Annotated in this window: 21 protein-coding genes; 8 read left to right on the top strand and 13 right to left on the bottom strand. The window is 64.3% G+C overall.

What is annotated here, in order from left to right:
* The coding region (locus OK352_RS11010) for a putative immunity protein (RefSeq protein ID WP_372338097.1) at nucleotides 1-356 on the bottom strand (356 nt) is incomplete at its 3' end.
* 47 nt (nucleotides 357-403) lie between these two features.
* On the opposite strand from OK352_RS11010, the gene OK352_RS11005 reads away from it, so the two are divergent.
* Entirely contained in the window at nucleotides 404-1,189 is a 786-nt protein-coding gene (locus OK352_RS11005; RefSeq protein ID WP_265141509.1) for a MerR family transcriptional regulator, read from the top strand.
* A 493-nt stretch (nucleotides 1,190-1,682) separates the two neighbouring features.
* On the opposite strand, the gene OK352_RS11000 is transcribed toward OK352_RS11005, so the two are convergent.
* Together OK352_RS11000 and OK352_RS10995 are read right to left on the bottom strand one after the other, a co-directional pair.
* Nucleotides 1,683-2,864: an epoxide hydrolase family protein gene (locus OK352_RS11000; RefSeq protein ID WP_265141508.1), complete on the bottom strand. Its 1,182-nt coding sequence runs from the start codon at nucleotides 2,862-2,864 to the stop codon at nucleotides 1,683-1,685.
* A gap of 278 nt (nucleotides 2,865-3,142) precedes the next feature.
* Entirely contained in the window at nucleotides 3,143-3,757 is a 615-nt protein-coding gene (locus tag OK352_RS10995) for a TetR/AcrR family transcriptional regulator (protein ID WP_265141507.1), read from the bottom strand.
* A gap of 54 nt (nucleotides 3,758-3,811) precedes the next feature.
* Between OK352_RS10995 and OK352_RS10990 the strand changes: the two genes are divergently transcribed.
* Both OK352_RS10990 and OK352_RS17700 read left to right on the top strand, forming a co-directional pair.
* Nucleotides 3,812-4,048, top strand: a complete 237-nt coding sequence (locus OK352_RS10990) for a hypothetical protein (protein WP_265141506.1) — start codon at nucleotides 3,812-3,814, stop codon at nucleotides 4,046-4,048.
* 218 nt (nucleotides 4,049-4,266) lie between these two features.
* Nucleotides 4,267-4,593 (top strand): transposase, encoded by a 327-nt coding sequence (locus OK352_RS17700; RefSeq protein ID WP_372338100.1) that lies wholly within the window; start codon nucleotides 4,267-4,269, stop codon nucleotides 4,591-4,593.
* Here the strand turns inward: OK352_RS17700 and OK352_RS10985 are convergent.
* Nucleotides 4,542-5,219, bottom strand: a complete 678-nt coding sequence (locus OK352_RS10985; RefSeq protein WP_265141505.1) for a DedA family protein — start codon at nucleotides 5,217-5,219, stop codon at nucleotides 4,542-4,544. The genes OK352_RS17700 and OK352_RS10985 overlap by 52 nt on opposite strands.
* 184 nt (nucleotides 5,220-5,403) lie before the next feature.
* On the opposite strand from OK352_RS10985, the gene OK352_RS10980 reads away from it, so the two are divergent.
* Complete coding sequence (locus OK352_RS10980; RefSeq protein WP_265141504.1) at nucleotides 5,404-6,321, top strand: alpha/beta hydrolase; 918 nt, start codon at nucleotides 5,404-5,406, stop codon at nucleotides 6,319-6,321.
* Nucleotides 6,322-6,374: 53 nt separating this feature from the next.
* On the opposite strand, the gene OK352_RS10975 is transcribed toward OK352_RS10980, so the two are convergent.
* Nucleotides 6,375-7,424: a hypothetical protein gene (locus OK352_RS10975; RefSeq protein ID WP_306387792.1), complete on the bottom strand. Its 1,050-nt coding sequence runs from the start codon at nucleotides 7,422-7,424 to the stop codon at nucleotides 6,375-6,377.
* A gap of 153 nt (nucleotides 7,425-7,577) precedes the next feature.
* Nucleotides 7,578-7,934 (bottom strand): MerR family transcriptional regulator, encoded by a 357-nt coding sequence (locus OK352_RS10970; protein WP_265141533.1) that lies wholly within the window; start codon nucleotides 7,932-7,934, stop codon nucleotides 7,578-7,580.
* A gap of 195 nt (nucleotides 7,935-8,129) precedes the next feature.
* On the opposite strand from OK352_RS10970, the gene OK352_RS10965 reads away from it, so the two are divergent.
* Nucleotides 8,130-9,650, top strand: coding sequence for a SulP family inorganic anion transporter (locus tag OK352_RS10965; RefSeq protein WP_265141503.1), 1,521 nt, complete (start codon nucleotides 8,130-8,132; stop codon nucleotides 9,648-9,650).
* Between the two features lie 345 nt (nucleotides 9,651-9,995).
* Here OK352_RS10965 and OK352_RS10960 read toward each other — a convergent pair whose 3' ends face one another.
* From OK352_RS10960 to OK352_RS10950, 3 genes are all read right to left on the bottom strand, one after another.
* Entirely contained in the window at nucleotides 9,996-10,511 is a 516-nt protein-coding gene (locus tag OK352_RS10960) for a hypothetical protein (protein ID WP_265141502.1), read from the bottom strand.
* A 13-nt stretch (nucleotides 10,512-10,524) separates the two neighbouring features.
* Nucleotides 10,525-10,833, bottom strand: a complete 309-nt coding sequence (locus OK352_RS10955; RefSeq protein WP_265141501.1) for a DUF2249 domain-containing protein — start codon at nucleotides 10,831-10,833, stop codon at nucleotides 10,525-10,527.
* A gap of 96 nt (nucleotides 10,834-10,929) precedes the next feature.
* Nucleotides 10,930-11,355 carry a DUF1801 domain-containing protein gene (locus OK352_RS10950; protein ID WP_265141500.1) on the bottom strand — a complete coding sequence of 142 codons (426 nt, stop codon included), beginning with the start codon at nucleotides 11,353-11,355 and terminating at the stop codon, nucleotides 10,930-10,932.
* 140 nt (nucleotides 11,356-11,495) lie between these two features.
* Here OK352_RS10950 and OK352_RS10945 point away from each other — a divergent pair, with 140 nt between their 5' ends.
* Nucleotides 11,496-12,431 (top strand): hypothetical protein, encoded by a 936-nt coding sequence (locus OK352_RS10945; RefSeq protein WP_265141499.1) that lies wholly within the window; start codon nucleotides 11,496-11,498, stop codon nucleotides 12,429-12,431.
* 121 nt (nucleotides 12,432-12,552) lie between these two features.
* Here the strand turns inward: OK352_RS10945 and OK352_RS10940 are convergent, their stop codons facing one another.
* Both OK352_RS10940 and OK352_RS10935 read right to left on the bottom strand, forming a co-directional pair.
* The gene (locus OK352_RS10940) at nucleotides 12,553-13,521 is read right to left on the bottom strand and encodes a nucleoside hydrolase (protein ID WP_265141498.1); all 969 of its coding nucleotides are present in this window, start codon (nucleotides 13,519-13,521) and stop codon (nucleotides 12,553-12,555) included.
* A 49-nt stretch (nucleotides 13,522-13,570) separates the two neighbouring features.
* Nucleotides 13,571-14,788 (bottom strand): MFS transporter, encoded by a 1,218-nt coding sequence (locus OK352_RS10935; RefSeq protein WP_265141497.1) that lies wholly within the window; start codon nucleotides 14,786-14,788, stop codon nucleotides 13,571-13,573.
* 79 nt (nucleotides 14,789-14,867) lie between these two features.
* Here OK352_RS10935 and OK352_RS10930 point away from each other — a divergent pair, with 79 nt between their 5' ends.
* Nucleotides 14,868-15,173 (top strand): ArsR/SmtB family transcription factor, encoded by a 306-nt coding sequence (locus tag OK352_RS10930; RefSeq protein ID WP_265141496.1) that lies wholly within the window; start codon nucleotides 14,868-14,870, stop codon nucleotides 15,171-15,173.
* 32 nt (nucleotides 15,174-15,205) lie between these two features.
* Nucleotides 15,206-15,946 (top strand): siderophore-interacting protein, encoded by a 741-nt coding sequence (locus tag OK352_RS10925; protein WP_265141495.1) that lies wholly within the window; start codon nucleotides 15,206-15,208, stop codon nucleotides 15,944-15,946.
* On the opposite strand, the gene OK352_RS10920 is transcribed toward OK352_RS10925, so the two are convergent.
* On the bottom strand, nucleotides 15,916-16,740 hold the full coding sequence (locus OK352_RS10920; RefSeq protein WP_265141494.1) for a DNA-formamidopyrimidine glycosylase family protein: 825 nt from the start codon (nucleotides 16,738-16,740) through the stop codon (nucleotides 15,916-15,918). The two genes, OK352_RS10925 and OK352_RS10920, sit on opposite strands and share 31 nt — an antisense overlap.
* Nucleotides 16,741-16,758: 18 nt before the next feature.
* On the bottom strand, nucleotides 16,759-21,891 hold the full coding sequence (locus OK352_RS10915) for an Lhr family helicase (protein ID WP_265141493.1): 5,133 nt from the start codon (nucleotides 21,889-21,891) through the stop codon (nucleotides 16,759-16,761).
* Nucleotides 21,892-21,914 lie beyond the last annotated feature (23 nt).

Below are 21,914 nucleotides of genomic sequence, written 5' to 3'. Positions count from 1 at the left end.
AGGATGTGGCCGGCCTGGGCGGCGTCGGTCAGCGGGTGAATATAGGCAGAAGCCGCAGCATCACCGGCTGCCATCGCCGCATGCGAGGCAGCGCCGATGACCTCTTTAGAGGCTCGATGAGCAGCGGGCGCACTGATGCGCTGCGCGCGGGACCGCGGGCCACCCCGCACGAAGTTCTCTACCGCGACCAACGCATCACGCGGTCGCTCGTCATGCGGGTTCACGGCCTCGAAGAGGTCAATAACCTGCAACGCACATGCGACGTTGAACGCCGCCACCGCGCGCAGGTCCCCCATGGACAGGTAAAAGTCTGGGGTGCGCTGAACACGGCCGATTGGTCTTGAGTTGGTAGTCATGCTCATTCATCGTAACTTTGAAGAACCGATGAAAGGTTGTGGTTCTATTGCCCGCAGAGTCAGTCGCGAAACCCTCAAACACTGGTCGCAGCTTCAGGCCGGTCGATCTCGCCCGTGCGGCCGGGCTGTCGGCGCAGACAGTGCGCAACTACGAGGCACAGCGGGTCATCGCCGCCTCGCGACGCACACCGGCTGGGTATCGCACGTATGACCAGGGTCATCTTGATCAGCTGCTCGCGTTCACGACCCTGGCTCGCGCCATCGGACATCAGGGCGCGATTCCGATAATGACGGCGGTCACAAGCGGTCGTCCGGGCGATGCTCTCGAGGCCTTAGACAAGGCCCACGCGCAGCTCGCGGCAGGGCGTGACACGCTGAGGGAGCTCGAGGCCGTCCTGCGTGCTGTCAACCCACTTGATTCGACGGCTCCGACACCTGCTGCCACCTATTCCGTCGGCGAACTCGCGCGACACGTCGGCGTCACCCCGGCGACGCTGCGCGGATGGGAAAAGGCCGGCATCATGCACCCACGCCGACACTCAACCGGGCACCGCGAGTACGCAAAGGACGACGTCCTCGACGCCCGCGTGGCCGTACTGCTACGCCGAGGAAGCTTCCCCTTGGCGACGATCGCCTCAGCGATCGACCAGATCCATCACCATGGCAACGCATCGGCCGCCCTCGTTCAACTGGACGAATGGCGTCAGAATCTCGACGCGAGCTCCAGAGGACTCCTTACAGCATCCGCGTACCTGAGCCGATTCCTTCCAAGGGTGGAAGACCCTCGGGACCTGACGCCAGCGTCAATCAATGTCCCCGGTCAGTACATCTAGGCGCCGTCCAAGGACATCGAGCTGGCGACTGTTGTCTACTCCTGCATCGGTAAACGCCGTGGAGGGAGAGAACGACCTCAAGAAACTAGTAGTCGGCTCCAAGGGTCTTCTTTGTCGGGCGTGCGCTGACGTTGTGCACGAGATCGACGGCCCCGATGCTCGTCAGCTGAGGTGACGGACACACTTGACCTCTTGCTCGCTGCGGAAGTATTGCTCGAGATCGAGTTGAATTGCTCGCGCCCACGCTTGCACGGCCGCGGAGATGACGCTTTAAGCCACTGCTGAGCACTGGGTTGTCCGTGGCGTCAAAGCCGTGGGAAGGCACCGCTGGTACTGGCTGGCTACTTGGGTCCGCTCTTCGCCGACGGTATTTCGTGGAGCGGCGGACTTCATGAATCTGCCCAGGCGTTCAGTGAAGACCATTGGGGGCGCCCACTGATGGCGCGGCAAATGCTGTCCGCTCTCATCGCCGCCAAGCGTTGTGACTTTCCAATCATTGGCGGGCAGCAAGTACAGCCGCGAGTCCTTGCTGCAGATCCTTGACGAAGTGGTCTGGAACCTCAAGCGACGGAAAATGCCCTCCGGCTTCGGGCTCAGCCCAGCGGACGATCTGCCGGTACCGTTCCTGCGCCCAGGGCCGAGGGCATTTCTCAATGTCACGGGGGTAGATCGTAATCGCGGACGGGATGTCCACGCAAAGTTCTGGATCAAGGGCATTGACTCCGCCGTGGCTTTCGAAATAGATGCGCGCCGCAGACGCACCAGTACGCGTCAGCCAATACAGCGTGACGTCGTCAAGTATTCGATCTCGAGAGATCTTCTCGAATGGGCTGTCTAAGGTGTCCGACCACTCGGCGAATTTGTCCAAGATCCATGCCAAGAGCCCGACCGGTGAATCGACGAGTGAGTATCCGATGGTCTGAGGCCGCGTCCCTTGTTGCTTAGCATAAGCTCCGCGGTCACGGTAGAAATTGCGTGTATCCTCGGTCCACTGCCGTTCCGTCGGCGTCAACCCTTCGGTGGTCAGTCCGGGCGGTGCTTGGGCGAGAGTGGTATGGATGCCAAGCACGTTCTCGGGGTATCTGCCTGCAAGAACCGTAGTGATCACACCTCCCCAGTCTCCGCCGTGAGCTAGGAATGTGCCGTACCCAAGTCTTTCCATTAGAGTCACCCACGCGGACGCAATCTTGCCGACGTCCCACCCGGGCGTCTTCGGCTTGTCGCTGAAGCCGAATCCCGGGAGCGAAGGAGCCACTATGTGAAAGGCGGGTGTGGCTGGATCTACTGGCTCTGTCAGTTCTTCCACGATGTCGATAAACTCGGCGATGCTGCCGGGCCAACCGTGCGTAAGAATCAGCGGCGTGGCATCCTTTCGTGTCGATTGCCGGTGGAGGAATCGGATCTGTAGCCCTTCGATACTCGTACTGTACTGACCGATGCGGTCGAGGCGCTCTTCGAAAGCGCGCCAGTTGTATTCCGTGCGCCAGTAATCCGTGACATTGACGAGTTCAGTGAGCGGGACGCCTTGCGACCACCGGTCTGAGTCGATTGCAGTTCTAGGAACTGGCTCCATCTCAGGTAGCCGCGCTGTCACAAGGCGCTCGCGCAAATCGTCGAGGTCGGCGTCAGTCGCTTTGGCGTGAAAGGCTCGGACACTTTCGGTAGGGCGAGACATAAAGCTCCTAGGACGTGTTGATGTAGTGTTTTGGATTGCACTTCGGCGAGGCTGGGTGTTTTAACCTTCCGAAGCATCACTCCTGGCTAAGGCTCTTGTTTGTGTGGAGATTGTAGCCAGGATTGGTTTGTCCCTCACCCTGGATGGATCCAGCGGTCGTGCCCTAACCTGTCGGAATCCGCAGATTGAGGAGGTGCTGGTGATGACCCATCACCCAGGATCTCGATCGACTTTGATCGTGCGACCCACCGAGAGAATGACGAACTCCTTCGAGTGAGCTATCCATCGCTCGAGCTCCTCAGCCACGTTCTCAACAGGAGCTCCGCTGCATCGACGACAACCTCATCAGAGATTTCGTCTGGAAAGAGCATGCGCTGAAACAGGAGACCATCTTCGAGCGTATGCAGGATCAAGGCCAATAATTGCGCTGGTGCCGGAAGCTCGGCGTGGGCCCCGGCAGCGGCCGACTCGATGCTCGATTCATGCGCATGGAGTGCCACACGCTCGCAGTCGGCCATACGTGGACGAAAGCTGGGGTTCCGCATTGCATAGAGCAGGAGCTCAGTGCGCAGCGAAAGCCAGTCGTCAAGGTTCTCCGCGCGAGCGCGATGCCAATCGCGCAACGCGTCAAACGGTGCTTTCCCTGCCGTGATCTGGGTTACCTCCTCCAACTCGCACCGAGTGCGCTCTTCGAGCAGTTCGGAGACCAGTTCATTTTTATCCTTGAAGTTGCTGTAGAAGGCACCGCGACTATACCCCGCGTTCTCTGCGATCTGCTCTACCGAAGCTCCATTGACGCCCTTCTCGGCGAAGAGCTGAGCCGCGGATGCGCGGAGCTCTTCTCGGGTCCGCATCTTCTGCTCCTCACGGGTCAACCGTCGCTTTCGGTTCATTTGGATCTCCCGCTACTCGATGGTGCCCCTGTGGTGTCATTCAGGGGGGAGGCCATGGAAGACGCTGCAACCCTCGTTGCCTTGCTGGAGCCGCTGGCGGACACCACGCGAACCCACCCGGATGCCCTGTCAATCGCGTTTGTTCGCTATAACGAGCTGCGTCGGCCGCGCAGCCAGCAGGTCGCACGGCGGTCCCGACTAACCGGCACGCTTGCCCAATCCGGTGGACCCGTCGCAGCCCGGCTGCAAAACATGACGATCTCAGTCATACCGCAAGCGGGTCTTCGGTGACAGTTGATCTGGTTGCAGTCTGGGGCGCCGCCAAAGTCGTGACGGTGGACTGGGTCAAAAAGTCGGCAAAGGAGCGAGGGCTGATGCAGCTCGGGCCTGATGGAAGCTCTGAAACCAGCGAAGGATGAGAGCAACGGGGCACAGCGAGGAGCTCAGCGAGCGCGCGACGCGGATGGCGATCCACGCGCGCCGAGACCCCGCGACGAAAGCGGGGAGCAATCAGACGGGTCGCCGATCAGCCCGGTATCCTTCCCGAAGCATTGCGCACCTGGGCCAGACAGGACGAGATCGATTCCGGTGAGGCTTCGGGAGTAACGACCGCGGACACACAGAAGATCGCCGACCTCGAGCGGGAGGTCCGCGACCTGCGCCGGTGGAACGAGATTCTGAAGTCGGCCTCCCGGACTCAAATCCCACCGTCACCGCCAACGAAAACCCCCGTTCTCCCCCGTAAACACAAGGGATGCGGGGGTTTTCTGCGACAACAGACTCGTCACGCGCACTGTTCGGCGAGCACGCGATCAAGCGAGGCCGTTTCGAGCTGAGTCGCGCGAGAGCCCTCCGGTGATGTCTCCGCTCGCCGACGGCGAACCACCCCCACCCGATCGATGGCCCAGCCGATCAGCACGGCAAAGACGACCCCAAGTACGGCGCCCAGCAGCGGCTGATCCTGCAGCCACTGGCCAGCGACAACGCCGATCACGACGCTGTACACAGCCCAACTTGCCGAGGCGACAGTGCTGAGCGGAAGGAAGCGGCGCCACGAATATCCCAGCGCTCCGGCGGACATGTTCACAGCCACACGGCCGACCGGAATGAACCGGGCACCGAGAATGAACGGAGCACCTCGGTGCTCGAGGGCATGCGCCGCACGGTCGAGGGTTGCGGAGATGCGGGGTCCACGCATCCAGCGGAATCGTGTGACTCCAACGCTCCGTCCGATCAGGTAGGCGATGTTGTCTCCAATCGTCGCCCCCGCGGCGGCGACTAGGCACAACAGCACAATGCTGGGGACTGCTCCAGAGGATGCTGCAGCGGCAGCGGCCCCGACCAGCACGGTTTCACTCGGAACTGGCGGAAAGAATCCGTCGATCACCGCAACAACAAACATGACGAGCAGCAGCCACGGCGAAGCCGCGGCCTGAAGAATAAATTCGTTGATGACGTCCACCTCATGAAGATAAGAATGCGGTGGTTCCCCTCACATCACACTGGGGTGTGGAACAGCCCCCTACTGCGGTGTGGTTTTCGGAGGCGCCAACCGCGCTTTTCGCGGTGAGAACGCTGTCAGGCGAGGCACCATAGACTGAGCTGAGCGTGGTCAACGGCGTGGGGCCGGCCGCCGAGGGGAGCGCATGGACATCGATCGAGTTGATCCGCGCATGCGCGAAGCGACCCGAAAATCGACGACATTCGATCTGGAGAACAGGTTCATCCTGACGATGGGTGGGTCTCTGTCGAGGTTCATACCTGGGCGGCGCGTCAGTGGAGTGGAACGCCGCATCGTCCGCGACCTCGCGGCGCGCATCCGTGTGTATGTTCCCGTTGCCCCCAACGGCAGTGCACTGCTGTGGCTTCACGGAGGCGGGCTCGTGATGGGCTCAGCGGCATACGATGACGTCTTCTGCGGCGAGACGGCACGTGACACCGGCGCGATCGTCGTCTCTGTCGACTACCGTCTCGCTCCCAAGTTCAAATTTCCCGTTCCGCTCGATGATTGCGCAGCGGGTTATGCCTGGATGCTGGAACACGCCGACGAGTTCGGCATCGATACGCAGCGCATCGCGGTGGGCGGTCAAAGCGCGGGCGCCGGCCTGGCAGCATCCCTCGTGCAGCGACTCCACGACGAAGGCGTTCACCTGGCCGCGCAATGGCTGTTCTGCCCGATGCTCGATGACCGAACGGCCGCCGATCGCTCACGTGACAATGACGATCACTTCATCTGGAACAACCGAGCCAACCTCGTGGGCTGGCGTTCGTACCTCGGCGACCATGTTGGTTCGGGGAGCGTCAGTGGCTACGCGGCGGCAGCGCGCCGCGACGATCTCTCGGGGTTGCCCGCGACCTGGATCTACGGATCGGACATTGAGCTGTTTCATGACGAGATCGATGATTACGCGCGACGGCTGGAACGCGCGGGCGTCGACGTGACGTACGACCTCGTGCTCGGCGTTCCGCACGGATTCGAGGCATGGGCACCCGACAACGAACTTGCCCGCGCGCTCATCACGCGTGCCCGCACCTGGCTCCGCACGCAGCTCGCCCGCTCATAACCTCCACCAGGCGGCGCGAATCCGCTCGTGATGGCCGCCCCGCCGCTCAGAGGTTACCAGGCGGAGGCGACGGCGGCGTGCGTCCGGAAGATGCCGTCCGTCGTTCCTTCGGGAGCGCGGCCGATTCCGCATTCGGTGCTCACGCCGAAACGCTCAACGTGACGCTGCGCTGTCGCGATGCGGCGTTCGGCACCCTCAACGCCGTCTTCACGATGCACAAGCCCGAGGTAGAGCTCGGTCTCCGGTGCCAGCGCCAGGTTCTGGAGATCGGCGAAGTAGTCATCGTCGTCGCGCTCAATCGGAACCGGCAGATGCAGCCAGGTCAGCGGGCGACGCATGGCTGCCGTGAGGGCATTGCCGAATCGCACCAGCGTGCGAGTGCTCTCTGGCTCGACAAAGTGCTTCTCGGCCACATCCCCGTAGCAGAGGTGCACACCCGCTTCGACGTCGCTTGGCACCCGCGAGAGCGCCTCGGCGGCTCGCTGAACGAGACCATCGAGGACGTCGCCGGCGAACCACGGCACGCGACCGCCTTCGGCATCGTGAGTTTCGAGCACCAGGAACTCCACGGCACAGTCGAACTGGATCGCGAGATCGTCGTGGGGAATGTCGCGCAGAATTCCATCGAGCTCGCGGTATATCGCGTCGCGATACAGCGGTTCGATCAGCGCCTGGTCGGCCCCGGCAAAGAACGAACCGACGACAGCTGTCGGTGTGGGCAGCGCCACTTGGAAGCGTGTTCTTTCGGCGATGAGACCCTCGTCACGCAGGCGGGTGAACACCGCGTATGAGTCTCGTGCAGCATCCGCATAGCCGAGCGGAGGTAGCTGCAGTGTCGACGCGTCGACACCCGCAGCAATTCGCAGGGGCCTGATGTCGAGGTCGCGCAGCCAAACGGGCTCTTCGCCGACACGCTCGATTCCCGCGGTCTGCCCGAGAACATCGGCCTGAAACATGATCCAGTGGAATCGCCTGCCCGGCTCACCGTCGGGTATCCGCGTGAGGTGAGAACCGAGAATGGATGCTGCGCGCCGCATCGTGCTCTCAGCATCGTTGTCATTGACGCTGCCCACCAGATGGGCTCCCTGCGGCTGTGTCATCATGTCCTTCCTCTGCGGCGTGACTCTGTCGGCTCCGAGGTGTCAGCGTGACCCGGTGCGTGTGATCCGCGTGTCCATCTTGCCTCACGTTCCTTCTGTCTCACGTCCCTTTTGCGCGGCGTGACGAATCGACGCGAGGGCGCCGTCGTACGACGATCACTTGCTGCGGAGCAGCTCGACAAATTCGTCGGCCATTGCGAGTTGCCGCGCCAGCTTGTCGCGGCGCTGCTCGGCGTCAACGATGTACGTGTCGAGGACGTCTCGCACCGATGCGTCGGGATGCTCTGCTTCCAGCGCGTCTACGATCTCGAGAAGCTCGGCCATCTGCTCCAGGCTGAATCCGAGAGGTTTCATTCTGCGGATGACGAGGAGTCGGGAAAGGTCATCTTCTGAGTAGAGACGGAAGCCGCCCTCGGAGCGGCCCGAGGCGCGGAGGAGGCCGATCTCGTCGTAGTGGCGCAGGGTCCGCAGCGAGAGCTCGCTGCGCTCGGCGAGCTCTCCGATGTGCATCATGTGTTCGGTCACACCTGAACTCTACCCTCACGTTAGGGTAGAGTCTTCGGGGATGCTGGGAATGACTGTTCCCCGTCACACTTGTCGTCTCGTCTCGCAGCGTATGCGGGATCCGTTGATTCCGCAAAACCCTCGTATCTCGACAAGACCGGCGCATCGCAGCGTCCTGCCCCGCGACATTCCCAAGGAGACTCCATGGCGCTTGCGCCCCCGAATACCGATGCCGATCGCTACCGCCCCGAGCCGACGGTCCTGCAGGCGCTGCGGAGCCCGAAACTGCTGACGCGCGAAGTGCTCGCCGGTCTCGTCGTCGGGCTCGCGCTCATTCCGGAGGCGATCTCGTTCTCGATCATCGCCGGCGTCGACCCGCGCGTGGGATTGTTCTCGTCGTTCGTGATGGCCGTGACAATTGCCGTCGTCGGTGGTCGCCCCGCGATGATTTCGGCGGCCACCGGTGCTGTCGCGCTGGTGATCGCCCCGGTCGCGCGTGAGTACGGGTTCGACTATTTCATCGCGACGGTGATTCTTGCGGGGCTCTTCCAGATCGTTTTGGGCGCGCTCGGTGTGGCGAAACTGATGCGGTTCATCCCGCGCAGCGTCATGATCGGCTTCGTCAACTCGCTGGCGATCCTCATCTTCATGGCGCAGCTGCCGCACCTCATCGGCGTTCCGTGGCTCGTCTACCCGCTTGTCGCCGCCGGCATTCTCATCATGGTCTTCATGCCGAAGCTGACGAAGGTGGTGCCCGCGCCGCTCGTGGCCATCGTGCTCATCACCGCGGTCACGCTCGTGATGGCGCTGAACGTGCCCAATGTCGGTGATGAAGGCGAACTGCCGAAGAGTCTGCCCGAACTGTTCATCCCGAACATTCCGCTTACATGGGAGACCTTCACCACCATTGCCCCGTTCTCGCTCGCGATGGCCGTGGTGGGGCTTCTCGAATCGCTCATGACAGCGAAGCTCGTCGATGAGATCACAGACACCCATTCGCGCAAGACGCGCGAAGCGCTCGGCCAGGGCACCGCGAACATTCTCTCGGGACTCTTCGGAGGAATGGGCGGCTGCGCGATGATCGGGCAGACAATGATCAATGTCAAAGCCTCGGGAGCCCGCACACGAATCTCGACGTTCCTCGCCGGAACCTTCCTGCTGATTCTCGTGGTCGCGCTGGGAGACATTGTCGGGCTGATCCCCATGGCGGCACTGGTCGCCGTGATGGTCATGGTGTCTGTTGGCACGTTCGACTGGCACAGCATCCGACCCTCGACTCTCAAGCGGATGCCGCTGGGGGAGACCCTGGTGATGCTGTCGACGGTGGCTGTCGTCGTCGCCACGAGCAACCTCGCCATCGGAGTCGTTGTCGGAGTCATCGTTGCCGCACTGGTCTTCGCTCGCCGCGTGGCACACTTCGCCACCGTAGAGCGCAGCCTCGACGACGGCGCCGCCGTGCCGACCGCGAATTACCGAGTGAACGGCGAGCTGTTCTTCGCGTCAAGCAACGACCTCACGACGCAGTTCGCGTATGCCGATGACCCGGAACGTGTCGTGATCGACATGTCGGGCTCGCACATCTGGGATGCGTCGACGGTCGCCGCTCTCGATTCGATCACGACGAAATACGAGCAGCGCGGCAAGCGTGTGGTGATCGAGGGGCTGAACGAGGCAAGTTCGCGCATTCATGAGAGGTTGGCGGGACGACTCGGCGGCGGTCATTGAATCAGGGGCGGAATGCCCGAGCCGTCCCTCGAATGCGGGGTTGACGAGTTCCTACGTGCGCGGGATCGTGGACGTGTGATGAGTCCCCCCTTCTCATCATTGAGAGCGTTGCTGAGTTCAACCGTGGATGCGCTGGCGGAGGTCGTGCGACTTCAGAACCCGATTCACAGCACCTCTGCAATCGCAGGGCCGCGCCCCACCCGCATCAGAGCGCCGAGCGGGTGGGGTGCGGTTTTCCCTCTGTCCTGCGAGACGCGGCTGTCCTGAGGCGCGGCTGTCCTGAGGTGCAGTTGCCCTGCGAGATGCGGCTGTCGCGCGGTATTCGGCGGAGCGTGCCGGCGGCGCTCAGCCGTGACGCAGGTGCGAGAGAACCAGACCGATCGGGATGCTGACGATGATGATCACGAGCACAATGCGGAACGTCCACAGCGGCAGCGTCGCCCGAGTGCCGGATCTGAATCCGGATCGCACGGCACGCGCGAACGCGATGAGTGCCACGATGAGCAGAACTCCGCCGATGTCCACAACGATCGGTGTCTCAATGAGCGTTCCGCCGAGAACGGCGAGGCTGCCCAGCATCCACGTGCCGATCTCGAGGCCGATCGCGCCGCCGCTGACGCGTTCGGCAAGCATCGACTGCGTGACGCCGAAGAAGATCAGGGCAACGCCGACGATCAGCACGATGTAGGCGGCAGCCCACGACCCATGTTCGAGGTCGAGCGGAGACGTGACGGCGGCGATGAGGCCGCCCACGATGATCGCAATGGTGCCCGTCCAGAGAAACGGGATGCTGCTGCGGCGAATGGTCAGGATGCTGCTGCGGCGAATGGTCAGGATGCTGTCGCCGGTGGTTTCGGTCATGCGCGTCGCAGAGTCACTCTGCGTCGGGGCGACGGACGAACTTGATGCGCCAGCGCTCGGGGCCCTCTTCAACGTATGTGCTCTCGAAGTCGCCGGGGTGGCGTTGTTCCAGTTGGGCGAGCAATGGCAGCGGGTTGTGCGTCGCTGAGATGATCATGCCCGAGCGAGGCGCGAGGCTCTCGAGTGCGCCGAAGATGGCGGCGTGACGCACGGCGTGGGGGATTGTCTGCACGTCCAGCTCCGGAAGCGCCTCGTCTGCTTCGCCGCACGCGCAGGAGTGGCCGTGGTCGTCCGTGGAATTCAGAGAGATGGGCTGCTTCATACTCTCGAACGTAGCACCGCGGTACTCTCGGCGGGGCCGTGTGACCGTGATAAATGTGCGGCGCTGCGTGCTTTTAGCGAGCTGAGGCGGTCTGTGTCAGCATCCGCCAGTGTCGTCATCGCGTGACCAGGCGATGGCGATGAGCTCCCGCAAAACCGCCTCGTCGATGTCGTCGAGTGTCTTCACATAGACGCAGCCCGCGCCCTCGGTGAACGTGCCGAGTCGTGGCAGGAGCGCGGCACCGTCGGGGAGGTCTTTGAGCCCGTAAAGCGAGAGCGCCGCCTTGCGTGGTGAGAACCCCACGCGCGGCCACTCGCCCCGCGTGCGAGGGTTGGCGGGCGAGACATAGTGGAAGCTGCCGTAGCCCACGATCGACGGGCCCCACAGGACAGGATCGGCACCCGTGACCTCGCGCATGATGTCGTCGAGACGGTGCCCATCTGTCCGGCGTCTCGTGGGCGTCGCCCGGTCGATGAACGCGGTGACGGACGCATCTGTGGGGCGGGTCTTCTGCTCGGCCATGCTTCAGTTTACGTGGCGCTGTGCAGCGTGCGACGTGTGCAGACCAGATGTCTTGTCTCGCGCACTGGGCGTTGCATTGAGAGCGGCACTGGGTGTTGCCCTGAGAGAAACACTGAGCGACGCCTCGTAGACTGGCCACTGTGACTGACCCTTCGACCGTGCCCTCGGCCGCGACCCAGACGAACGCCGTGCCTCCGCTTGGCCTCTTGCTCGACGTCGATGGGCCGATCGCCAGCCCGGTGACTCGATCAATCGCGATCCCGAGCATTGCGGAAGACCTCGCTGCGCTCGCCAACGCGGGCGTCCCCATCGCGTTCAACACTGGTCGCTCTGATGGGTTTCTGCGCGAGCAGGTGGTGCCGCCGCTTCTGGAGGCCGGACTCTCTCGAGATGCGCGACTGTGGGGCGTCTGCGAGAAGGGCGCCGTGTGGATGACGATCGGCGCCGACGGCACGGGAGAGGTGACCGTCGACGACGCTCTGACGGTTCCTGATGTCGTGGCGCGTGACATCGAGATCCTCGTGAACCGTGACTACGCCGATCTCGTGTTCTACGACCGCACAAAGCGTTCGATGGTCTCGCTCGAGCAGAACACGTCGGTATCGAACGATCAGTACCTCGCGCGTCAAGGCGAGATCGATGAGCAGATCGCCGCCATCATGAGCCGCCACGGCTTTGGCTTCGAGCGGCTCGATGCCAAGACTCCGGATGCTGTGGGAAACATTGACTACAGGATCGATCCCACGATCATCTCGACCGACGTCGAGTCGGCGCGTGTGGGAAAAGACCTCGGTGCCGACCGTGTGATCGGGTTTCTGCGGGATGCTGATGCCGCGGTTCCGCGACGGTGGCGCACAATGGGCGACTCGCGAACCGACTACGCCATGGCGGACTGGCTGCACGAGCGCGGCTATGACGTTGCACATGTCGACGTGCGGCCCAGCGAAGGCGTTCCCAACGTGCCGTATCCGGTGCGGCATCACGAAACGCTCATCCACGATGAGGCGGGTGCCGCCTACCTGACGCGGTGGGTGCAGATGGTGCGTGGTGAGGCGGCCGACGACGCCGACGTGTGAGTCTTCGCGTCAGCGCACCTTGCCGAGAGCGGTGCACGAATGAGTCTTTTGCGTGGCGTGCAGGACGTTCCAGCATCCACGGCGGCTGGAGTCCGACGCTGTTCTGCGTCTCAGGTTCAGATCATGGCACGGGCTCTGCGCGCAGAAGGGCGTCCACAAACACGCCGGCGACGGCCGGGCCATCGACCGTGAGGGCAATGTCGCTGCGTGAGACCGGCGTGACAAGGCCGTGTTCCTCGGCTTCGCCTGGACGATGGCGGCGGTCGACGACGGTCTGGCCTCGCGAGAAGCCCGCGTTCAGCTCCACCTCGACGGGCCAGGTCTCTGTGCCGATGTGCTCCGGCGCAACGAGGAACACCGCGGTGCCCGCATCACCGAGCTTCGCGCCCGAGGTGATGTCGTCAGGAAGATCGGCGAGCGTGACCTGATAGTCCAGAAGCGACGCGGCCAGGCGAGCGCGTGGCGTCGCGGCATCCCGAAGCTGTGAAATCTGCGTCTCGGACGCGACGACGCGATTGAAGACGTCAAGCGGATACACCGTCGTCGGCACGCTGGAGGAGAGCACGATCTGCGCTGCCTCGGGATCGTGCCACACGTTGAACTCGGCCACGGCGCTGGCATTGCCGGCGCTCGACGACCCGCCCATCACGACGATGCGTGCGATCTGCGAAGCAAGGTGCGGATAGAGCCGGAGGAGAAGCGCAATATTCGTCAGCGGGGCCAGGCTCAGTACCGTCACCGGTCCGGCGCTCGTCTCGATTTCGCGGCGGAGAAGCTCGGTCGCGTGCACGGGCTCCGCTGTGCGCGGGGAGGGTGGCAGGTGCAGATTCCCGATGCCGTTCGCCCCGTGATAGCTCCCGGCGTCTCGCGCGGGCTCGATCAGCGGACGCTGCGAACCGGCGGCCACGGGAGCATCGGAGCCGGCGACGGCGAGGACATCAAGAGTGTTCTGTGTGACCTGCGCGAGACTGGCGTTGCCCGCGACGCAGGTGACAGCACGGAGGTCGATGTCGGGATGTGACGCGAGGAATAACAGAGCAAGGGCATCGTCGACGCCCGTGTCGACATCGGCGATAACGGGAAGAGGCATTTCTCTATTCTGGCGTATTGCTCAGGGTCCCTCACGGTGTTCGGTGGCGTCAGTCGCTCGCCCGGATGCGCGCGATGGCGGCCGTGGCGGCCAGGGCAGTGATGAGGATGCCGTAGACGGCGGCGGTCATGGGAATCGACGTTGCGGATGCGAGGAAACCTGCGGCGACCGTCGGCACACCGAATGACAGGTAGGACGTGACGTAGATCGCTGCGAACAGGCCGGCGCGCTCCTCGACGGGGGACCTCGGCGCCAGCGTCCCGACGACGCCGTAAAAACTGACGCCGAATCCGGCTCCCGTGATGACGACGGCCAGGATGTACCCGAGCAGCGAGCCCGCGCCGAGGGCGACAAGCGCGATCGCCGTTCCGATCGCGAGCGACGACGTGCCGATGATCGCGATCGCGCGCGGGGTCAACCGGCGAAGCGCGACGACAGCGACGGCGCCCGCCGCGGGGAGGAGGGCGACAATGGCACCCTGTGCGAAGGAGTTGTCCGTGTGGAGACTCTCGGCGATGATGCTCGGCCCCAGCGACAGGAACAGTCCGCCCGTGGCCCATGACGCGATGAGCGCCGGTGTGCTGATCAGGAACAGCCGGCGAACCGGGCGCGGGATCGAGACGCGGGGAATCAGCGAGCGAATGCTACCCGTGCGCCGCGGCGAGGTTTCCGGGAGCAGCCAGATCACAGCGGCGAGGGCCAGATACAGGCCGGCGAGGACGCGGAAGGTCACGGGAAGGGCGGGGGTGATGAGCGTGAGCGCTGCCCCGCCCGCGAGGGTCCCGAGGGCGAGGCCGATCCCCGGCATGATGGCGTTCAGAAGCGCGCCGCGGCCAGGGCGCAACGGGGATGCTGTGTCAAGAAGCAGCGCGGAGAGTGCGGGTGTCAGCAAGCCGCTCGCTGTTCCCTGCAGGGCACGGGCAGCGAATAACGCTGGCGCCGTGTCTACCGCCGAGACAGTGAGCGCGCCGACGGCAAGCGTGACGAGACCGATGCTGATGACGCTACGTCGACCGACATGGTCCGACAGTGACCCAGCCACGAGGAGAGCCGCCAGCAGAGTGACCGCATAGATGGCGAAGACGAGTGAGACCCCGAGAGGCGTGATGTCGAGGGAGTGTTCCAGGGGCGGGTAGAACGGCGTGAGGGCGCTGGAGGAAGCGAGCATCGCGCCGATGGAGAGCGCCGCGAAGAGGAACGCGATCGTCCGCCGCCGGTCGTGCGCACCAGCGAGTCCCGGGATTGGGCGTTGCGGTGCTGTGGTCATAAAAACTCCAAGGGTTCCAAAAAAGTCGAACCATTGGAGTGTAGGGCGCTCGTTCCAATTGTTCAAGTATTATCGAACTATGGTTCCCGTGAATGAACTTGAGCATCCGGCGCGCGAGGCGATCGTGCTGGAGGATGTGCTCTTTGCGCTGAGTGATCCGGTACGACTCGACCTGGTGCGACAGCTTCGTGAGTCGTCGCTCACGGCGGCGAGCTGTACGACCCTTGACCCCTCGGTTCCCAAGTCAACGAAGTCGCACATGTTCAAGGTGCTGAGAGAAGCCGGTGTTATCCGCAACGTCCCGGAGGGACGCAACCGGCGCCTGTCGTTGCGACGGGATGATTTAGATGCGAGATTCCCTGGCCTCCTTGACGCCGTTCTCTAATTGAGGTTAGCCTTACCTAGCTTGGAGGGCTTATGGTGAACTGGCAGCGCGGCGTGATGCGCGTGATGAATATCGCGAACCACGCGGTCACGGTGACGAGCATTGTGGACCTGACTCCGCGCTACCGGCGCATTAGATTTTCTGCGCCTGAGTTGGCCCAGCAGCTGGACGTTTTTCCGACGGCTTGGCTTCGCTTGTGGGTTCCCAATCCTGAGCGCGGGGAGCAGCATGTGAGTCAGCGTGGCTACACCTTCGTGGGGGTGGATGCTGACGCAGGCACGTTTGACCTCGAGTTCGTGCTGCATGAGACGCGCGGCCCTGCGGGCGACTGGGCGAAGCAGGCGGTCGTCGGTGACTCTGTTGAAGCCGCACTCACGCCCGCGAAGATCGCTCTTCCTGAAGGCACACGTGAGCTCATTCTCGCGGGAGACGTCACGGCGCTTCCGGCGATCAACAGCTGGATTGCTGACGTCGGTGAGGGCGTCAGTGCCCGGGTGTTCATCGAAGATGGCCACGATGATCGCGACCAGCTGCCCGCAGAGAGGCGGCCCGGTGACACCTGGGACTGGGTGACGCCGACGGACACGCGTGGCGAAGCACTCGCCGACGCCCTGCGAGCGAATGTTTCGCAATCAGCGCGCCAGTTCGCCTGGGCCGCTGGTGAGAAGACGCTCGTGAAGCACGTGAGGCACGTGTTTAAGGATCATCTGGGCCTTCTGCGCGGGCAGCGCTTCTCACAGTTCTACTGGATCGAGGGGCATTCACCGAGCTGACCGCCTGTGGCCGTCACCTCGGGCTGACAGCGCGGGCAGATAAAGGTGATGCGTTCGTGCCCCACCCCCGCTTCGTGCGTTCCTCGCTCGATGAGCGTTCCGCAGCGTCTGCAGGGTTTTCCGGCCCGGCCGTAGACCCAGCTCTGTCTCCCGGGGCGGGTGTCGCCTGTGGTCGTTCGGGCGACCCGGTCGCGATTCGCGGTGATCAGCCGGTGCGCGAGCGATACGAGAGCGGAGGCATCGGCATCCGCAATCGTCGTGTCAGGACGGATGCCGCGGAGGAAACAGATCTCGGTGACGTACTCGTTTCCGAGTCCCGCCAGGTTGCGCTGGTCGAGAAGAGCGCTCGCCACGGATCGCTGCGAGTCAGCATCCAGCCGCTCTGTGGCTTCGCGCGGTGACCAGTCCGGGCCGAGAAGATCGGGGCCGAGATGCCCGACCGCCCTGTGCTCGTCTGCGCGGAACATGAGCTCGACGATGCCGAGGTCGAACCCGACGACCGTGTGGTCCTGGGTCTCGATGACCGCCCGCGCCGCGTGGGCGGGCTTTTTCCACCGCGCGCCACGAGCGTAGATGTGCCAGTCGCCCTCCATCTTCAGATGCGAGTGCAGAGTCATGTCGCTCGCGCGCAGCAGAATGTGCTTGCCGCGACTGACGACCTCGTCGATGGTGCGCCCCGTCAGGTCGCTGGTGGCGTAGGCCGGAACGCGCAACGACCACCCTTCGATGGTGTGCCCAGCGAGCACACGGTTCAGGTTGTGCGCCGTTCGATAGACGGTGTCGCCTTCAGGCATGGTTCATCGCTCGCATGATCAGAGGTTCGTCGTCCGGATGCGCAGGCCGCGCGGCGTCTCGGTGAAGCCCGCGCGTCGAAGCGGATGCTCGAGCGGACTGCCGTAGACGAACTCGCCATTCACCTTCTCAACGGCCACCTTGTCGATGCGACCCGCACGCACCAAGGACGAGACGGATGCCGCCGCGGCGTCGAGCGTCGCCTCGTCAGACGTGAAGGCAAGCCATGTCTTGCCACCGCGTTCGAGGTAGCAGGCCAGCTCGCCGTCCACGAGAACGACGATGCCGCCTGCCTTGCGTCCGGGACGGTGCCGGGAACCTGTCAGGTCCATCGATGGCCAGGGGAGCGCTGCACCATACGGGTTGGCCGGGTCGGTCGCGGCGAGGGCCACGGCGTGCAGCGGGCGCTGGTCGTCGGTGAAGACGTGGCTGCGCAGGCGATCGATCGTTGCCGAGGTCGCGAACTGCGAGGCTCCGAGGCCGTCGATGACGTAGCCGCGTCGTGCGCGTCCCTTCTCTTCGAAACCTGACAGCACGCGGTAGGCGAGGGCGAAGCCGCCGGGGAAGTCTTCGGCCATGACGGATCCGCGCGTGACGACGCCATACCGATCGAGAAGTGCCTCGACTGTCGCTGCCGCGCGGACGGTGGCGTCCTGCTCGGCCAGGGGCAGCAACGACCACCGGCCGCCGAGTCGTGGCCCGGCGGATCCGGTGGGCCTGGCGTAGCCACGTCGGCCATACAGGCGTGAACGTGGTGTAGCGCGCCGTGTCTTGTGGGCTCCGGTTCCGCTCACCAGCATCCGGAGAGGTGTGAACGTGTCGTTGGTGACGAGGCCGGCCCAGACGAGGTTCCAGAGTGCGTTCTGCAGGGCATCGTCGTCGGAGCATCCGGTGGCCTGCGCCAGTTGGGCCGAGAAGTAGGCGCCACCGCTCGAGAGTGCGACGAGGATCTCATTCTCGAGGGTGCCCAGCGGAGTATCGTCTGCCGGGGCGAGAGTGAGCGGTGCCGTGTCGGCAAGGTGCAGACCGATCCAGCCATCGCGGCCGGGCAGCGCGCCTCGACCGGACCAGACCACCTCGCCGAGGGCGGTCAGCTCGTCGAGCATTGCCGGGGAATAGTCGACGACTCGTTGCGGGAGAATCAGTGTTTCCCAAGCGGAGGCAGGCAGATGGCAGCCGTCGAGCTGTTCGATGGCGGCGACCACCCCGTCGATTCCTCTGAGCGAGCCGCCGATGTTCTGCCAGGCGGGGAGGAACCGGGCAAAGGTCGCTGTGTCGACGGGTTCGACCTCGTGGCGGAGGGCCGCGAGTGACCGCAGCCGCAGGCGGCGCAGCACCTCGGCGTCGCACCACTCAGCCGTCTCGATCGCCGGCCCCGTCGTTCCGCCGTCGGGAAGGAATTCGCCGCGCACGAGGCGACCCTGATCGGCCAGGCGTGCGAGTACCTGAGAGACGACAGCGATGCCGAGCCCGAGGCGTGAGGCGACGTCACCGGAGCGGAACGGGCCGTGCGTGCGGGCGTAGCGGGCGACAAGGTCGCCGAGCGGGTCGGGAACGGGCTCGATGAACGCGGCGGGCACGCCGATCGGCAGAGGCACACCAAGCGAATCGCGTACGCGCGCCGCATCTTCAATGGCGATGACGCGGTCGATCCCCGCGACAGGAACGCGGAGTGCGCGCTTCCCCACGATCAGATCGTCGAGAAGTTTCGACGCCTCGTCGACGGAGGCGTGTGGCGATTCGGCGAGGTCAGCGACGTCGTCACCGGTGTACTCGGCTACAGCATCCGGCGTTGAAGCGTTCGCCACCGTCTTGTCGTGTACTGCGCCGTTCTGCGTTGAGCCGTCTTGAGGGTGTCTGGACGGCGCCGCCGCGCTCGGGTCGAGCCGGGCGGCCACCTCTTCGGCGTCGAGCGGCCCGAGCATGCGCAGTAGATCTGCGACGCCTTCGACGCCGCGCATCCGCCGGTTCTCGGTCAGGCGCTGCAATTCGCGCTCGGTCTGGGCAATGACGCCCGGGTCGAGGAGTTCGCGCAGCTCAACCTGGCCCAGCAGCTCAGAGAGCATGCTCGAATCGAGCGCCAGCGCTGCCGCCTTGCGCTCGGCGAGCGGCGAGTCACCCTCGTACATGAACGCACCGACATATCCGAAAAGCAGCGACTTCGCATACGGTGACGGTTCGTCGGTCGTCGTGTCGACGAGGCGAATCCGACGGCTCGCGATGCGCCCGGCCAGGTCACGCAGAGCGGGCACATCGTAGACGTCCTGCAGACACTCGCGAACGGTCTCGAGAAGGATGGGGAACTGTGGAAACTTGCTTGCCACTTCGAGCAGCTGTGCCGATCTCTGCCGCTGCTGCCACAGCGGAGACCGTCGCCCCGGCTTGTAGTTGGGCAGCAGCAGGGCGCGCGCCGCGCACTCGCGGAAGCGCGACGCGAAGAGGGCAGAGCCACCGACCTCCGTCGTCACGATCGCTTCGAGCTCGTCCGGGTCGAAGACGAACAGCTCGGCACCGGGCGGCTCGTCCGTGGTCTCGGGGACACGCACGATGATGCCGTCGTCACTGGCGATGCTGGCGCCGTCAATTCCGAGGCGTTCCCGCACGCGGGCATTTACCGCGAGAGCCCACGGTGCATGAACTTGCATGCCGAATGGGGAATGCAGAATGATCCGCCAGTCGCCGAGCTCGTCGCGTGACCGTTCGACGACGAGGGTCTTGTCGGTGGGCAGGTGTCCGGTCGCCTGGCGCTGCTCTGCCAGATAGGCGCGAAGATTCCGGATGCTGCGCTCGTCAAGCCCCGCGGACGAGAGCCGCTCGGCAGCATCCGCTTCGCCTGTCTTGTCGATCTCTCGCGTGAATCGGCCCAGCGCCTCACCGAGTTCGAATGGTCGCCCGAGGGCATCGCCGATCCAGAATGGGAGCCGTCCGGGCTGCCCGAATTCTGGCGTCACGAGCACGCGGTCGAAGGTGATCTCCTGAATCCGCCAGCTCGTGGTGCCCAGGGCGAAGACGTCGCCGACGCGAGACTCGTAAACCATCTCCTCATCGAGTTCGCCGACACGTGCGCCAGGTTTTCCGGCTTCGCCGCCGACCATGTAGACGGCGAACGTGCCGCGATCGGGAATCGTGCCGCCGCTCGTCACAGCGAGGCGCTGCGCACCGGGCCGTCCTTCGATGGTTCCCGCGTCGCGGTCCCAGATGATGCGCGGGCGCAGTTCGGCGAATTCGTCTGAGGGGTAGCGCCCGGCGAGGAGGTCAAGTGTCGATTCGTACGCGGACCGGGGGAGCGCCGAGAACGGGGCAGTGCGTCGCAGCTGCTCGAACCAGCGCTCGACGTCGAGGGCCTCGAGTGCGGTGGCGGCGACGGTCTGCTGGGCGAGGATGTCCAGGGGATTAGCGGGTACGGACATCGATTCGATGGCGCCCTGCAGCATCCGTTCGCTTGTAACCGCCGTGTTCACGAGATCGGCGCGATGTTTCGGGAACAGAGCGCCATGCGAGATCTCGCCCACTTGGTGACCGGCGCGGCCGATGCGCTGAAGTGCGCTGGCGACGGACGGCGGAGCCTCCACCTGGATCACGAGATCAACTTCGCCCATATCGATGCCGAGTTCGAGGCTGGAGGTGGCGACGACGCAGCGAAGCTGACCCGATTTGAGGTCGTCTTCGATCTGGGCACGCTGCTCCTTCGATACCGAACCGTGGTGGGCACGAGCGAGCAGCGCTGATTCGTCGGTGACACCTTGGGTCTGGCCGCTGCCACCCATGAGAGCGGCGGGCGCTCGTGAGGGCGTCGTTCGTGTCTGTCCGTCGGCGGAGGAGGGGGCCGGAGCAATGGCAGAGGTCGAGGCAACGGTAGGGGAGGTGGCAATGTCATGCTCACCGGCAGGCGGTTCGTTGGTCGGCCAACGGTCGGCAGACTGCCCGTTGGCAGTCCTCCCATCGGCACGCATCCCGTCGCTAGGCCAGCCGTCAGGGAGAGGCCCGTCGCGCAACGCTTCGTCACTCATGCGCGCTTCGTTGATCTCATTGAGACGCGCCGTGAGGCGCTCGGCGAGGCGCCGCGAATTGGTAAACACGATCGTGGATCGGTGCTCGAGGATGCGGTCGACAATCGCTTCTTCCACGTGCGGCCAGATGGAGCCGCCACGTTCGCCGTCGGCACGGACGGGCCCAGCTGCGGAGCCGTCGAGGCCGGCACCCTGGGAATCTTGGCCCTGGGAATCTCGACTCTGGGAATCTCGACTCTGGGAATCTCGACTCTGGGAACCTGGGCCCTGGGAGTCTGAGCCTCGGGTATCTGTACCTCGGGAATCCGAAGTACCGACACCAGAAGTGGCAGGCGGCTGCCCGACCGAGAGATCGGTCATGTCGTCGACGGGAACAACGACTTCGATGTCGAACGTCTTCTCGGCTGGGGGCGCGACGATCTCGACGGGTGATGTTCCGCCGAGGAATCGAGCGATTTCCTCCCGAGGCCGCACGGTGGCCGAGAGCCCGATGCGCTGTGCCGGTGCATCGAGCAGCGCGTCGAGGCGCTCAAGCGAGACAGCCAGGTGGGCGCCTCGCTTGGTGGCTGCGACAGCGTGCACTTCGTCGATGATGACGGTGTCAACGGTGGCGAGGGTCTCTCGTGCCTGGGAGGTGAGCATGAGAAAGAGCGACTCGGGCGTTGTGATGAGGATGTCCGGAGGTTTGGAAATCAGCGCACGACGGTCTTTTGCTGGTGTGTCGCCCGATCGCACTCCGACGGTGACCTCTGGCGGTTCGACACCGAGGCGCTTGGCCGTCTGAGTGATGCCGACGAGCGGTGCCCGGAGGTTGCGCTCCACGTCGACGCCGAGGGCTTTGAGCGGGGAAATGTACAGCACCCGGGTTCTGCGGCGACGTGGGGCGGGGGCATCACCTTCACGAACACCGCCGTTACCCGCACTGCCGCTGCCGATGCTTTGCGCGTCAGCATCCATCAGTCTGTCAATGGACCAGAGGAAAGCCGAGAGTGTCTTGCCTGACCCGGTCGGTGCCACAACGAGCGTGTGTTTGCCCTCAGAAATGGCATTCCACGCGCCCTCCTGTGCGCGCGTGGGCGCAGAGAAAGCACCCGCGAACCATTCGCGGGTTGCGGGTGAGAAGCGATCGAGCACGTTGCTCATGTGCTCATCTCATCACACGCGTC

The organism is Microbacterium sp. MPKO10 (assembly GCF_026107415.2).
Lineage (GTDB): Bacteria > Actinomycetota > Actinomycetes > Actinomycetales > Microbacteriaceae > Paramicrobacterium.
The sequence above is the reverse complement of the archived record's forward strand: the minus strand, read 5'-3'. Positions and strand labels throughout refer to the sequence as shown.

What these genes read in the sequence shown, in the direction of transcription:
- OK352_RS10965 (WP_265141503.1), top strand. Translation starts at nt 8,130, where the DNA reads ATGGCGCTTGCGCCCCCGAATACCGATGCCGATCGCTACCGCCCCGAG.
- OK352_RS10970 (WP_265141533.1), bottom strand. Translation starts at nt 7,934, where the DNA reads ATGATGCACATCGGAGAGCTCGCCGAGCGCAGCGAGCTCTCGCTGCGG.
- OK352_RS10925 (WP_265141495.1), top strand. Translation starts at nt 15,206, where the DNA reads ATGGTGAACTGGCAGCGCGGCGTGATGCGCGTGATGAATATCGCGAAC.
- OK352_RS10930 (WP_265141496.1), top strand. Translation starts at nt 14,868, where the DNA reads ATGGTTCCCGTGAATGAACTTGAGCATCCGGCGCGCGAGGCGATCGTG.
- OK352_RS10980 (WP_265141504.1), top strand. Translation starts at nt 5,404, where the DNA reads ATGGACATCGATCGAGTTGATCCGCGCATGCGCGAAGCGACCCGAAAA.
- OK352_RS10990 (WP_265141506.1), top strand. Translation starts at nt 3,812, where the DNA reads ATGGAAGACGCTGCAACCCTCGTTGCCTTGCTGGAGCCGCTGGCGGAC.
- OK352_RS11000 (WP_265141508.1), bottom strand. Translation starts at nt 2,864, where the DNA reads ATGTCTCGCCCTACCGAAAGTGTCCGAGCCTTTCACGCCAAAGCGACT.
- OK352_RS10960 (WP_265141502.1), bottom strand. Translation starts at nt 10,511, where the DNA reads ATGACCGAAACCACCGGCGACAGCATCCTGACCATTCGCCGCAGCAGC.
- OK352_RS10975 (WP_306387792.1), bottom strand. Translation starts at nt 7,424, where the DNA reads ATGATGACACAGCCGCAGGGAGCCCATCTGGTGGGCAGCGTCAATGAC.
- OK352_RS10955 (WP_265141501.1), bottom strand. Translation starts at nt 10,833, where the DNA reads ATGAAGCAGCCCATCTCTCTGAATTCCACGGACGACCACGGCCACTCC.
- OK352_RS10940 (WP_265141498.1), bottom strand. Translation starts at nt 13,521, where the DNA reads ATGCCTCTTCCCGTTATCGCCGATGTCGACACGGGCGTCGACGATGCC.
- OK352_RS10915 (WP_265141493.1), bottom strand. Translation starts at nt 21,891, where the DNA reads ATGAGCAACGTGCTCGATCGCTTCTCACCCGCAACCCGCGAATGGTTC.
- OK352_RS10920 (WP_265141494.1), bottom strand. Translation starts at nt 16,740, where the DNA reads ATGCCTGAAGGCGACACCGTCTATCGAACGGCGCACAACCTGAACCGT.
- OK352_RS10995 (WP_265141507.1), bottom strand. Translation starts at nt 3,757, where the DNA reads ATGAACCGAAAGCGACGGTTGACCCGTGAGGAGCAGAAGATGCGGACC.
- OK352_RS10935 (WP_265141497.1), bottom strand. Translation starts at nt 14,788, where the DNA reads ATGACCACAGCACCGCAACGCCCAATCCCGGGACTCGCTGGTGCGCAC.
- OK352_RS10950 (WP_265141500.1), bottom strand. Translation starts at nt 11,355, where the DNA reads ATGGCCGAGCAGAAGACCCGCCCCACAGATGCGTCCGTCACCGCGTTC.